This window comes from Streptomyces sp. NPDC034099, from assembly GCF_055575415.1.
In genome coordinates this window covers 1-13888 of the sequence record NZ_JBVISR010000013.1, presented here as the reverse complement: position 1 = coordinate 13888, position 13888 = coordinate 1, and the positions used below count along the sequence as shown (strand labels likewise).

General features: G+C 70.3%; 5 protein-coding genes, 1 tRNA gene and 1 rRNA gene. 1 reads left to right on the top strand and 6 read right to left on the bottom strand.

Features of this window, described 5'->3' with window-relative positions; all coding sequences use genetic code 11:
• Positions 1-121: 121 nt before the first annotated feature.
• The 3 genes from ACZ56V_RS30890 to ACZ56V_RS30880 form a co-directional block, all read right to left on the bottom strand.
• Positions 122-2872, bottom strand: a complete 2751-nt coding sequence (locus tag ACZ56V_RS30890) for a DNA translocase FtsK (protein WP_468946859.1) — start codon at positions 2870-2872, stop codon at positions 122-124.
• A gap of 201 nt (positions 2873-3073) precedes the next feature.
• Positions 3074-3748: a response regulator gene (locus ACZ56V_RS30885; protein WP_356362614.1), complete on the bottom strand. Its 675-nt coding sequence runs from the start codon at positions 3746-3748 to the stop codon at positions 3074-3076.
• 406 nt (positions 3749-4154) lie between these two features.
• Positions 4155-9644 carry a HAMP domain-containing protein gene (locus ACZ56V_RS30880; RefSeq protein WP_468946856.1) on the bottom strand — a complete coding sequence of 1830 codons (5490 nt, stop codon included), beginning with the start codon at positions 9642-9644 and terminating at the stop codon, positions 4155-4157.
• 390 nt (positions 9645-10034) lie between these two features.
• On the opposite strand from ACZ56V_RS30880, the gene ACZ56V_RS30875 reads away from it, so the two are divergent.
• A complete protein-coding gene (locus tag ACZ56V_RS30875; RefSeq protein WP_398915274.1) occupies positions 10035-12785 on the top strand; it encodes a SpoIIE family protein phosphatase in 2751 nt (916 codons plus the stop codon).
• An 80-nt stretch (positions 12786-12865) separates the two neighbouring features.
• Here ACZ56V_RS30875 and ACZ56V_RS30870 read toward each other — a convergent pair.
• The 3 genes from ACZ56V_RS30870 to rrf all read right to left on the bottom strand — a co-directional run.
• Positions 12866-12941 (bottom strand) — tRNA-Thr (locus ACZ56V_RS30870).
• 83 nt (positions 12942-13024) lie between these two features.
• Entirely contained in the window at positions 13025-13687 is a 663-nt protein-coding gene (locus ACZ56V_RS30865; RefSeq protein WP_356362836.1) for a DegT/DnrJ/EryC1/StrS family aminotransferase, read from the bottom strand.
• 114 nt (positions 13688-13801) lie between these two features.
• Positions 13802-13888: ribosomal RNA gene (gene rrf / locus ACZ56V_RS30860) — 5S ribosomal RNA — on the bottom strand; the annotation flags it as partial.

Genomic DNA, 13888 nt, shown 5'->3' with positions numbered 1-13888 from the left:
TTCCCTCAACTTGACGTAGGGCCTGGGGAAACGGTTGCTCAATGATCCCTAACGGGTGAGTCACGATCGGCCGCCCGGCCGTCGTGACCTCCGTCGGGCGTAACCCTTCGCTTACCCGGCCCTACCCTTCAGACTCCCCCCGGATCAGCGCGAGCACGCCGTCCAGCTCGTCAGGCTTCACAAGAACGTCACGAGCCTTCGAGCCTTCGCTCGGCCCGACGATGCTCCGCGACTCCATCAGGTCCATCAGCCGCCCGGCCTTGGCGAAGCCGACGCGCAGCTTGCGCTGGAGCATCGACGTCGACCCGAACTGCGTGGAGACGACCAGCTCGGCCGCCTGGCACAGCAGGTCGAGGTCGTCGCCGATGTCCTCGTCGATCTCCTTCTTCTGCTTGGTCCCGACGGTGACGTCGTCCCGGAAGACCGGCGCCATCTGGTCCTTGCAGTGCTGGACGACGACGGCGACCTCCTCCTCGGTCACGAACGCGCCCTGCATACGGGTCGGCTTGTTCGCGCCCATCGGCAGGAAGAGACCGTCGCCCTTGCCGATCAGCTTCTCGGCGCCGGGCTGGTCGAGGATGACCCGGGAGTCGGCGAGCGAGGAGGTGGCGAAGGCGAGCCGCGAGGGCACGTTGGCCTTGATCAGACCGGTGACGACGTCCACGGACGGCCGCTGGGTGGCGAGCACCAGGTGGATGCCGGCCGCGCGCGCGAGCTGCGTGATCCGCACGATCGCGTCCTCGACGTCGCGCGGCGCGACCATCATCAGGTCGGCCAGCTCGTCCACGATCACCAGCAGGTACGGGTACGGCTGGAGTTCGCGCTCGCTGCCCTCGGGCGGCTTGACCTTGCCCTCGCGCACCGCGCGGTTGAAGTCGTCGATGTGCCGGTAGCCGTAGGCGGCGAGGTCGTCGTAGCGCAGGTCCATCTCGCGCACGACCCACTGGAGCGCCTCGGCGGCCCGCTTGGGGTTGGTGATGATCGGCGTGATCAGGTGCGGGATGCCCTCGTACGCGGTCAGCTCGACGCGCTTGGGGTCGACCAGGATCATCCGGACGTCCTCCGGGGTCGCCCGCATCATGATCGAGGTGATCAGGCAGTTGATGCAGGACGACTTGCCGGAGCCGGTGGCGCCGGCGACCAGCATGTGCGGCATCTTCGCCAGCGAGTGCATGACGTAGCCGCCCTCGACGTCCTTGCCGAAGGCCACCAGCATCGGGTCGTCGTCCTCGGCGGACTCGGCGAGGCGCAGCACGTCGCCGAGGTTGACCATCTCCCGGTCGGTGTTGGGGATCTCGATGCCGACCGCGGACTTGCCGGGGATCGGGCTGATGATCCGCACGTCGGGGCTGGCGACGGCGTACGCGATGTTCTTGGTCAGCGCGGTGATCCGCTCGACCTTCACGGCGGGGCCCAGCTCGACCTCGTACCGCGTGACCGTCGGGCCGCGGGTGAAGCCGGTGACGGCGGCGTCGACCTTGAACTCGGTGAAGACGGTGGTCAGCGAGGCCACTATGGCGTCGTTGGCGGCGCTGCGCGACTTGCCGGGGCCGCCGCGCGTGAGGAGGTCGAGGGCGGGCAGCGCGTAGGTGATGTCGCCGGAGAGCTGGAGCTGCTCGGCGCGCGGCGGCAGGTCCCGTTCCTTGGGCAGCGGCGTCTTGGTGAGGTCGGGGACCGCGCCGCCCGCCGGTTCCCGTCCGGGCGCCTCGGCGGCGTCCTTCTTGAGCTTCCCCGGCTGCGGCCGCGCGGCGGGCACGGGCGTGGGCGTCGGGGTCGTGGACTCGCGGTCCCCCGTGCTCACGCCCTGGGTGAGGTCGGCGACCAGCGGCGAGGGCGGCATCCCGTGCAGTACGGCGCCGTCGAGCGCGGCGGCGGCGGCCGCGGCGACGTCCACGGCGTCCATCGGACGGTTCATCTCGGGCTGGGGCACGGCGGACCGCCGGGGCCTGCCGCGGCGCCGGCCGAGCGCCTCCTGCTCGGCCGCGTCGGGGTCGTAGGGCTCGGCGGCGGCCGGTGCCCCGCGCTTGCGGGGCCGGGCGGGCAGCGCCTCGCGCCACTGCTCGTCGTAGCGTTCGTCGTCCGTGAACGCGTCCGCCTGCGGGTCGTCGACCACGCCGAGCCGCACCCCGAGCTGCCGCAGCCGCTGCGGGATCGCGTTGACCGGGGTGGCCGTGACGACGAGCAGCCCGAAGACGGTGAGCAGCACGAGCAGCGGCACGGCCAGCACGTCGGTCATCGTGTACGACAGCGGGGTCGCCGCGCCCCAGCCGATGAGGCCGCCGGCGTCCCTTATGGCCTGCATGCCCTCGCTGCGGGCCGGTGAGCCGCAGGCGATGTGCACCTGGCCGAGCACGCCGATGACGAGCGCGGACAGGCCGATCACGATCCGTCCGTTGGCCTCGGGCTTCTCGGGGTGCCGGATCAGGCGTACGGCGATGGCGCCGAGCAGGATCGGCACCAGCAGGTCGAGGCGGCCGAAGGCGCCGGTCACGAGGATCTCGACGAGGTCGCCGACGGGGCCCTTGAGGTCGGCCCAGGTGCCCGCGGCGACGATCAGCGCGACGCCGAGCAGCAGCAGGGCGACGCCGTCCTTGCGGTGGGCCGGGTCGAGGTTCTTGGCGCCCTGCCCTATGCCGCGGAAGACGGCGCCCACTCCGTGCGCGAGGCCCAGCCAGAGCGCGCGCACCAGTCGGTAGACGCCTCCGGTGGGACTCGGAGCCGGTTTGGGCGCGGGCTTCTTCGCCACGGCCTTCTTGGCGGGGGCCCTTTTCGCGGGGGCCTTCTTCGCGGCGGCCTTCTTGGCGGGACCCTTCGCGGGAGCGGCCGCCTTCTTCGCGGGCTGCTTCTTGGCTGCGGAGGGACGTGAGGCCATGGGTGTGAGGTTACCGGGGGAGACGGCGGTCGACACGTGTGCCTACCGCTTCACCCGTTCGTGTCGCCCAGGCGCACGGGCGGAACTGACCGTTCCACTACAGTCCCTGACAAGTCCTCACAGACCGTCTCACAGGCCGCGTCACGGACGGCCACGCGGACCGCCCCGGCGAGACGCCCGGCACTGGGCGCACGCGCGGCGTCAGTTGACGGCGGCCTGGCCTCCGGACGAGCCCGGTTCCAGGGCGTCCAGCGCCCGCCGCAGCCCGGTGAGCTTGCGCTCCAGGTGGGCGGCCGTCGCCACCGCCGCCGCGTCCGTCGACTCGTCGCCGAGCTGCTTGGACAGCGCCTCCGCCTGCTCCTCCACGGCCGCCAGCCGTGCCGACAGCTCGGCGAGCAGTCCCGCCGGCTCCTTGGTCTCGCCGGCCTCGGCCTTGCCGTTGCCCTCCAACTGGAGCCGCAGCAGCGCCGCCTGCTCGCGCAGCTGGCAGTTCTTCATGTACAGCTCGACGAAGACCGAGACCTTGGCGCGCAGCACCCAGGGGTCGAACGGCTTGGAGATGTAGTCCACCGCGCCCGCCGCGTACCCGCGGAAGGTGTGGTGCGGGCCGTGGTTGATCGCGGTGAGGAAGATGATCGGGATGTCCCGGGTCCGCTCCCGTCGCTTGATGTGCGCGGCGGTCTCGAAACCGTCCATGCCCGGCATCTGGACGTCCAGCAGAATGACCGCGAAGTCGTCCGTGAGCAGTGCTTTGAGCGCTTCCTCCCCGGACGATGCCCGCACCAGCGTCTGATCGAGCGCCGAGAGGATCGCCTCCAGCGCAAGCAGATTCTCCGGCCGGTCATCGACCAGGAGGATCTTGGCCTTCTGCACCATGGCCCGCCCTCCTCGCCCCGGCGTGGGGCCTCCCCTGTCCACAGGACTTGGCACGGCACCGGCGGGTGCCGCCCCGGGGGACGGCTCCCTTGCGCCGTCCGTCCTTGTGCCGGTCATCGTAGCCGCACCCCGCCTGTCGCCACACCCTGTCACCGTGATGTCACTGTGCTCGTAGCAGAAACGCGGCGGGGGACCAGAAGGTTCCCCGAATCCCGTACTCCTACACGGCTTCGGGCACGCTGAGTCAGCGACCCCGCGTGAACTCCGAAGGTTCCCGCCGTTTACACACACCCCACGTTCGCACACCGCCCGAGCGGACCGCACGGAAGGTGCCCGTACGTACGAGGACACCGTGCCCGAACGTACTACGGGCCCGGTGTCCGAACGTACCGGCCGCTTCCCGCGCTCACTCATCGCGCATCCACTGCCGCATCACCGTCAGCAGGTGGTCGGGGTCGACCGGCTTCGTCACGTAGTCGGACGCGCCGGACTCGATCGCCTTCTCCCGGTCGCCCTTCATCGCCTTCGCGGTCAGCGCGATGATCGGCAGACCGGCGAACTGGGGCATCCGACGGATCGCCGTGGTCGTCGCGTATCCGTCCATCTCCGGCATCATGATGTCCATCAGGACGACCGCCACGTCCTCGTGCTGCTCCAGGACCTCGATGCCCTCGCGCCCGTTCTCGGCGTACAGCACGGACAGGCCGTGCTGCTCCAGGACGCTGGTGAGGGCGAAGACGTTGCGGATGTCGTCGTCGACGATCAGCACCTTCTGCCCGCCGAACCGGATGCCCCGGCTCGCATGCGGTGCCGGCTCCTGCCCGGCTCCCTGCTGCCGCTCCCGCGGCTCGGGCCGGTCCTCGGTCTTCGCGGCCGACTTGTGCCGGCGCCGGAACAGCGCCGCCCGGCCGTTCTGCGAGTCCTGGTACGACGTCGTCTCGGCCGGGGCCTCGAACTCCGCGTCCGACAGCTCGCCCGCACCACCCGAGGACGCCGACAGCTCACCGGCCTCCACGGAGGGCAGCGGCTGCTGGTAGCCGTGCGGGGGCAGCTCGCTCGGGTGCAGCGGCAGGTAGAGCGTGAACGTCGACCCGCGGCCCGGCTCGCTCTGCGCGTGGATCTCACCGCCGAGCAGCTGCGCGATCTCCCTCGAGATCGACAGCCCGAGGCCCGTACCGCCGTACTTGCGGCTGGTGGTGCCGTCGGCCTGCTTGAACGCCTCGAAGATCACCCGCATCTTGCTCGCCGCGATCCCGATGCCGGTGTCGCTCACGGAGAACGCGATCAGCTCCGCGTCCGGGTCGGACATCGCACCGGCTTCCAGCAACTGCTCCCGGATGGCCTGCGGAATGTCGTCCCGGGCCGGCCGGATGACCAGCTCGACGGCGCCCGAGTCGGTGAACTTCACGGCGTTGGACAGCAGGTTGCGCAGCACCTGGAGCAGCCGCTGCTCGTCGGTGTGCAGCGTGGCGGGCAGCTCGGGCGACACCCGCACCGACAGGTCCAGGCCCTTCTCCGCGGTCAACGGCCGGAAGGTGGCCTCCACGTAGTCGACGAGCTGGACGAGCGCGATGCGCGTCGGGGAGACGTCCATCTTGCCCGCCTCCACCTTCGACAGGTCGAGGATGTCGTTGATCAGCTGGAGCAGGTCGGAGCCCGCACCGTGGATCGTCTCGGCGAACTCGACCTGCTTCGGGGTGAGGTTCGCGTCGGCGTTGTCGGCGAGCAGCTTGGCCAGGATCAGCAGCGAGTTGAGCGGCGTACGCAGCTCGTGCGACATGTTGGCCAGGAACTCGCTCTTGTAGCGCATCGAGACCGCGAGCTGCTCGGCGCGCTCCTCCAGGACCTGCCGGGCCTCCTCGATCTCGGTGTTCTTCACCTCGATGTCGCGGTTCTGCTGCGCCAGCAGCTCGGCCTTCTCCTCCAGTTCGGCGTTGGACGACTGGAGCGCCTTCTGCCGCTGCTCCAACTCCTCCGACCGTTCACGCAGTTGCTCGGTCAGCTCCTGCGACTGGCTCAGCAGCACCTCCGTCTTGGTGTTGACGGAGATGGTGTTGACGCTCGTCGCGATCATCTCGGCGATCTGGTTGAGGAAGTCCTTCTGGATCTGCGTGAACGGGGTGAAGGACGCCAGCTCGATGACGCCGAGCACCTGCCCCTCGAACAGCACCGGCAGGACGATCACCTGCGCGGGCGGGGCCTCCCCGAGCCCGGAGGAGATCTTCAGGTAGCCGCTCGGCGCGTTCTCCACCAGGATCGTGCGCTTCTCCTCGGCGGCCGTGCCGACCAGCGCCTCCCCCGGCCGGAACGAGGTGGGCATGGAGCCCATCGAGTAGCCGTACGACCCGAGCATGCGCAGCTCGTACGCGTCGCCCTCGGCACCCGCCTGCTCCTGGCCGTCGACCAGGGGCATCGCGAGGAAGAACGCCCCGTGCTGGGCGGAGACGACGGGGGTCAGCTCGCTCATGATCAGCGAGGCCACGTCCTGGAGGTCCCGGCGCCCCTGCATCAGCGCGGAGATCCGGGCCAGGTTGCCCTTGAGCCAGTCCTGCTCCTTGTTGGCGATCGTGGTGTCGCGCAGGTTGGCGATCATCTTGTTGATGTAGTCCTGCAGCTCGGAGATCTCGCCCGAGGCGTCCACGTCGATCTTCAGGTTCAGGTCGCCGCGCGTCACCGCGGTCGCCACGCGCGCGATGGCACGCACCTGCCGGGTGAGGTTCCCGGCCATCTCGTTCACGGACTCGGTCAGGTCCCGCCAGGTGCCGTCGACGTCACGCACGCGTGCCTGACCGCCGAGCTGGCCCTCGGTGCCCACCTCGCGGGCCACGCGGGTGACCTCCTCGGCGAAGGACGACAGCTGGTCGACCATCGTGTTGATGGTCGTCTTCAGCTCCAGGATCTCGCCGCGCGCGTCGATGTCGATCTTCTTGGTCAGGTCGCCCTTGGCGATGGCCGTGGTGACCATGGCGATGTTGCGCACCTGACCGGTCAGGTTGGAGGCCATCTGGTTCACCGACTCGGTGAGGTCCTTCCAGGTGCCGGCCACCCCCGGAACCTGCGCCTGGCCGCCGAGGATGCCGTCGGTGCCCACCTCGCGGGCCACCTTGGTCACCTGGTCGGCGAAGGACCGCAGCGTCCGCACCATGGTGTTGAAGGTGTCGGCGAGCTGCGCGACCTCGCCGCGGGCCTCGATCGTCACCGTCCGCGTCAGGTCACCGTTGGCGACGGCCGCGGCCACCTGGGAGATGTTCCGCACCTGAACGGTGAGGTTCTTGGCCATCAGGTTGACGTTGTCGTTGAGGTCCTTCCAGATGCCCACGACACCGGGCACGCTCGCCTGGCCGCCCAGGATGCCCTCCGTGCCCACCTCACGGGCCACCCGGGTGACCTGCTCGGCGAAGGACGACAGCTGGTCGACCATCGTGTTGACGGTGGTGACCAGCTCGAGGATCTCGCCCTTGGCGTCGACGGTGATCTTCTTCGACAGGTCGCCCTTGGCGACGGCCGTCGTGACCTCGGCGATGTTGCGGACCTGCATGGTCAGGTTGTTGGCCATGCCGTTCACGGACTGCGTGAGGTCCTTCCAGGTGCCGGAGACGCCCTGCACCTCGGCCTGACCGCCGAGGATGCCCTCGGTGCCCACCTCGCGCGCGACGCGCGTGACCTCCTGGGCGAACGACGACAGCTGGTCCACCATCGTGTTCAGGGTGTTCTTCAGCTCCAGAATCTCCCCGCGCGCGTCCACGGTGATCTTCTGGGACAGGTCACCGCGCGCCACCGCCGTCGCGACCTGCGCGATGTTGCGCACCTGCGCGGTGAGGTTGCCGGCCATGCCGTTCACCGAGTCGGTCAGGTCACGCCACACACCGGCGACGCCGGGCACCTGCGCCTGACCGCCGAGGCGGCCCTCCGTACCCACCTCACGGGCGACCCGGGTGACCTGCTCGGCGAAGCTGGAGAGCTGGTCGACCATCGTGTTGATGGTGTTCTTCAGCTCCAGGATCTCGCCGCGCGCGTCGACGTCGATCTTCTGGGACAGGTCACCGCGCGCCACCGCCGTCGTCACCTGCGCGATGTTGCGCACCTGGGAGGTGAGATTGCCGGCCATGGAGTTGACGGAGTCCGTCAGCTCCTTCCAGGTGCCCGACACACCGTCGACCCGGGCCTGACCGCCGAGGCGGCCCTCCGTGCCCACGTCCCGGGCCATCCGCGTGACCTGGTCGGCGAAGCTGGAGAGCTGGTCCACCATGGTGTTCACGGTGTTCTTCAGCTGGAGCATCTCCCCGGAGACGTCCACGGTGACCTTCTGCGACAGGTCGCCGTTGGCCACCGCCGTCGTCACCTGGGCGATGTTCCTCACCTGACCGGTGAGGTTGCGGAACGCGGTGTTGACGGAGTCCGTCAGGTCCTTCCACGTCCCCGCCGCCCCCGGCACCTGCGCCTGCCCGCCCAGCTCGCCCTCGACGCCGACCTCACGGGCCACCCGCGTGACCTCGGCACCGAAGGCGGAGAGCTGGTCCACCATCGTGTTGACGGTGTTCTTCAGCTCCAGCATCTCCCCGGCCACGTCCACCGTGACCTTCTGCGACAGGTCGCCGCTGGCCACGGCGGTCGTCACCGCGGCGATGTCCCGCACCTGGGTGGTCAGGTTCCGGAAGACGGTGTTGACGGAGTCCGTCAGGTCCTTCCAGATACCGGCCGCGCCCGGCACGTTCGCCTGGCCGCCCAGCTGCCCCTCGCCACCGGTCTCGTTGGCCACGCGCGTGACCTCGTCCGCGAAGATCCGCAGCGTCTCGGTCATCTGGTTGATCGTCTCGGCGAGCTGCGCGACCTCGCCCCGGGCCGGGACCGTCACCTTCTTCGACAGGTCGCCGTTGGCCACCGCCGTCGTCACGTGGGAGATCTCCCGCACCTGGGCCGTCAGGTTCCCGGCCATGGTGTTGACGGAGTCGGTCAGCTCCTTCCACACCCCGGCCACGCCGGGCACCTGCGCCTGCCCGCCCAGGGCGCCCTCGGTGCCCACCTCGCGGGCGACGCGCGTCACCTCGGACGAAAACGCGGAGAGCTGGTCCACCATCGTGTTGACGGTGTTCTTCAGCTCCAGCATCTCCCCGGCCACGTGCACCGTGACCTTCCGGGACAGGTCGCCCTTGGCCACCGCCGTCGTGACCAGCGCGATGTCCCGCACCTGGGCGGTGAGCCGGTACGCCATCGTGTTGACGGAGTCCGTCAGGTCCTTCCAGGACCCGGACATGCCCCGCACCCGGGCCTGACCGCCCAGCTTGCCCTCGGTGCCGACCTCGCTGGCCACCCGCGTGACCTCGTCCGTGAACGTCGACAACTGGTCGACCAGGTTGTTCACGGTCCGGCCGACCTTCAGGAACTCACCGCGCAGCGGCTGCCCGGTGCCCTCGTCGTTCTGCGTGCGCAGCTCCATGCGCGGCGACAGATCACCGTCCGCCACCGCCGACAGCACCCGGCTGACCTCGGACACGGGCCGTACGAGATCGTCCACCAGCGCGTTCGAGTGGTCGATCGCGGCCGCCCAGGACCCCTCGCAGGCCCCGGTCTCCAGCCGTTCCGTGAGTTTTCCCTCACGTCCGACCACGCGCCGCACCCGCGCCAGCTCACCCGTGAGGTGCAGATTGCGGTCGGCCACCTCGTTGAAGACCGCCGCGATCTCCGACATCACGCCGTCGCCGGACACCGTGAGCCGCCGGCGGAAATTCCCCTCGCGCATGGACACCAGCGCCGCGAGCAGCCGGTTCAGCGCGGCCGTGTCCACCGTCGTACTGCCGCTCCGCGCGCCGCCACCCCGCGATTTGCCCTGGTTACTCAGGGACTGTCCGCCTTTCGCGCGCGTCTTCGTGGCCCGCGTCGCTGCGCCAGACTCCACTGTGTCCCTCCCGCAGGGGTCGACCGATACCGCTGTGCCCGGCCGCCCACACTCGGCGGACCGGTTTCTGCCGCTTGTTTCCCGTACTGCCCGGCGGTCCGACCCGGCGCGCCGGACCGCTTCCAGGGCTGCTGCCCATCCGGCTCGGCGCGCATTCACCTGCCCGGACCTTCACAAGCAGCTTGCCCAGTGTTTCACCCCGGCCGAACCAGGCCATAACAGTTCGGCAGCTTCGCACATCGTCCGCACACCCTCTGGGCGAAACACTGCAGACCGGCATCCGGATGGACGGCGAAGGTAAGTAACCTTGCATACGGCTGTCCAGCCAAACCGGTCCGTCCGGTCTGGGCGGTGGCACGGAGACGAGCGGGCATCGGAGGGGCGGCCGGAATGACCACCGGACTGATCCCGGGGGAGCAGCCCCCGGATTCCGGGCCGACGGGTGGACTGCCGCAGCAGCGGCACGAGCCGGTCGGCCATGCGGCCGTGCACGGGGAGAGAGGGTCGAGGAGTTCTGTGATCACCGCGCGCGCGGCCGCCAGCTTCGAGCCCGTCGGACGATCCGTGGCGAGCGCCCGGTCCTTCGTCCGCGACACGCTCCAGGGCTGGGGCCATGCCGACATCGTCGACGACGCCGTGGTGCTCACCAGCGAACTGGTGACCAATGCCGTGGTCCACGCCGGCACCACCGCCGACGTCCTGTGCCTGCGCAGCGACGACGGCGTACGCATCGAGGTCGCCGACCACTATCCGGAACGCGAGGTCCCCCTCCAGGGCTCCCCCGCCGACATGGGCAGCCCGGACCGCGAGGGCGGACGCGGCCTCCAGCTGTGCGCGGCCCTGGCCGACCGCTGGGGCGTGGAGTACACGCCCACACTGAAGAACGTCTGGTTCCACCTCCATCTGCCCGAGCGCCAGGTCGGCACCCGCGCGGCCGGCCCGTCCCTCCCGGCCGCCCTCCTGCCGCTCGCCGACGGCCGGGTCCGCGTCGCCGTCGTCCAGATCGACCGCACCGGCGCGGTCACCTCGTGGAACGAGGACGCGGAGGAGCTCTTCGGCTACGCCGCCGACCAGGTCACCGGCAAGCCCCTGACCGACCTCGCCGCCTGGCCGCACACCCCCGGCACCAGCACCGGTATCGCCGAGGCACTCCAGCTCTCCCGCTGGGAGGGCAGCTACGGCATGCGGGGCGCCAACGGCCGGGTCACCCCCGTCTACGCCTCCCACCTGCGCGTCCGCGACGCCGACGGCGAGCCCTCCACGGTCTGCCTCCTCGTCCGCGACCACGAACGCGCGGTGCTGCAGACCCCGTTGCGCCTGCCGGCCTCCGACTCCGCGTCCTCCGAGGGCCAGAGCGCGGACCCCTTCGAGGTGTTCATCGGCTCCCCCGCCCCGGACGACCTCGACGGGCTCCTCCAGCGCACGGTCGAACGCGCCCGCGACATGCTCGACGCCGACGCCGCCTTCCTGCTCCTGGCGACCGACGACGAGACGGAGCTGGAGGTCCGCGCCTCCACCGGACTGCCCTCCGCCCGCCAGCGTTTCGCCCGCGTCCCCGTCGAGGCCGGTCCCGGCCGCTACGGCTCGGCGCGCATGCCCGCCGTCCACGACGACCTCGAGTCCGTCCCCGGCGCGGTCCCGCTGCTCAACAGCACGGGCATGCGCTCGGTCGTCACCGTCCCCCTCAAGGTCGAGGGCCGCCTCACCGGCTCCCTCGGCGTCGCCGCCGAGGCTCCCGGCCGGTACTCCAACGAGGAGGCACTGCGACTCCAGTTCGCGGCCGACCGCATCGCGCTGGCCGTGGAGTCGGCGCGCCTCGGCGAGCTGGAGCGGCTGCGCCGCGGCTCGCTCAGCTTCCTCGTCGAGGCCTCCGACCTCCTCGCCGGCACCCTGGACCGCGACCAGACGCTGGCCCTGATGGCCCAGATGACGGTCCCCACGCTGGCCACCTGGTGCGCCGTCTACACGATCGCCGACCAGGCCTCGGACCCGTACCTCTCGTACGTCCTGCACGAGGACGAGGAGCTCATCGACGGCATCAAGTCCCTGCTGTCGAAGATCGCCCCGCCCGACCCGGTCCCCACCCCGGGTGCCCGGGTGTGGACGGCCCCCGCCGAGATGGCCCACCAGGCGGCGCTGCGCTCCTCCATGCGCGACCTCGGCCTCAGCGGCGGCGCCTCCCAGCCGATGAGCACCGGCATCGGCCCGACCCTCGCCACGGCTTCCGCGGTCGGCGGCGAGACCGTCGTCCTGCCGCTGGTCGCCCGCAACCGCGTCATCGGCATGCTCACCCTGGGCAAGCCCACCGACGACCACTTCCGCCAGGAGATCCTCGAACTCGCCGAGGACCTGTCCCGCCGGGCCGCCCTGGCCCTGGACAACGCCCGGCTGTACTCGGAGCGCACGGCCATCAGCCAGTCCCTCCAGCGCAGCCTCCTGCCCCCGGAGCTGCCCGTCATCGACGGCGTCGAGGTCGAGGTCATCTACCGCGCGGCCGGCGAGGGCAACGAGGTCGGCGGCGACTTCTACGACCTCTTCCCCATCAGCGACGACGCGTACGGCTTCGCCATCGGCGACGTCTGCGGTACGGGCCCCAACGCGGCCGCGGTCACGGGTCTCGCCCGGCACGCCCTGCGCCTGCTCGCCCGCGAGGGCCTGAGCGGCCCGGCGGTCCTGGAGCGCCTCAACTCCGCCATCCTCGACGAGGGCGCCCGCAGCCGCTTCCTCACCCTGCTGTACGGCGAGATGCGCCCGCAGGAGGACGGCAGCGCGGAGCTGAAGGTGGTCTGCGCCGGCCACCCGCTCCCGCTCCGCCTGCGCCAGGACGGCACGGTGGAGCCGGCCGCCGAACCGCAGCCCCTCCTCGGCGTCATCGAGGACCTGGAGCTGTACGAGCAGACGGTCACCCTCGACCCGGGCGACGTCCTGCTCTGCGTCACCGACGGCGTCACCGAACGCCGTGAGGGCACCCGCATGCTGGGCGACGACGGCCTCGCCGACGTCCTCACGACCTGCACGGGCCTGACGGCCGGCGCGGTAGCGGCCCGCATCATGCGCGCGGTGGAGCGCTTCGCGTCCGACGCCCCGTCCGACGACATGGCGATTCTCGCGATGCGTGTCCCGGAGCCCCAGGCGGACTAGCCTGCGGGCCCCGGGACTTGGCCCGGCGTCCGGCCCCGGACATGCGAAAGGCCCCGCCCATTCGGGCGGGGCCTTCGTGCTGGAGCCCCCAAACGGAATCGAACCGTTGACCTTCTCCTTACCATGGAGACGCTCTACCGACTGAGCTATAGGGGCCTGTCGCTTTTCGAGGTTTCCCCCGCGGCAACGGAATAGATCATACCCCGAACAAGCCGCTGCTCCCAACCAAGGACCTTCTCTCAGTAGGCGGGTTGCAGCAGCCCACCGAGGGCATTGCAGGCGGACACGATGCGCTGCATGTCCCGCTTGGTCAACGCCGCTTCAACCGGCAGTGCAAGGGTCTCGTCGACGGCCCGCTCCGTCTCCGGCAGGGACACACACCGCCGGAATCCGGGCATCCGGTGCACGGGCGTCTTCACCGGCACCCGGCACTCGACTCCCCTGCCCCGCACGGCGCGGGCGAACGCGTCACGGTCCGGCCGCCCGTTCCCCGGCACCCGCACCACATACTGCTGATAGGTGTGCCCGTCACCTCCGTCGGGGGTCCGAACACCCCTCAACTTCCCGTCGAGATAGGCCGCCCGCTGTCTGCGCCGCGCTATCTCCTCGTACGGCACCTCGGACTCGCCCTGCTCCAGCACGAGCAGCCCGTGCCGCTGCCCGATCCGGTGCAGAGAGCCCATGTCCGCCGGCCGCCCGAACCGATGCACGACGACGACGGCGGCGGTCCGAGGCGTCAGCGCGGCCTCCACCACAGAGGCGTCCAGACAGTACGTCGCCGGATCTATGTCGGCGAAGACCGGCAACGCGCCCACCAGGGCCACGGCTTCGGCGACTTCCACGTTCCCGAAGGCAGGTACGACGACCTCGTCGCCGACGCCCACGCCGGCGGCCCTGAGCATTGCTGCAGTACCCATATGTGGGATGGTCGGGGCGCAACGTGAACTCGAAGTGACGGAAAACAAAAAAGGGCTGGTCCAGGAACCGAAGTTCCTGGACCAGCCCTTTCAATAATTGTTCGGCGGCGTCCTACTCTCCCACAGGGTCCCCCCTGCAGTACCATCGGCGCTGTAAGGCTTAGCTTCCGGGTTCGAAATGTAACC

Coding starts and splice junctions, on each gene's coding strand:
- ACZ56V_RS30885 (WP_356362614.1), bottom strand. CDS start 3,748: ATGGTGCAGAAGGCCAAGATCCTCCTGGTCGATGACCGGCCGGAGAAT.
- ACZ56V_RS30865 (WP_356362836.1), bottom strand. CDS start 13,687: ATGCTCAGGGCCGCCGGCGTGGGCGTCGGCGACGAGGTCGTCGTACCT.
- ACZ56V_RS30890 (WP_468946859.1), bottom strand. CDS start 2,872: ATGGCCTCACGTCCCTCCGCAGCCAAGAAGCAGCCCGCGAAGAAGGCG.
- ACZ56V_RS30875 (WP_398915274.1), top strand. CDS start 10,035: ATGACCACCGGACTGATCCCGGGGGAGCAGCCCCCGGATTCCGGGCCG.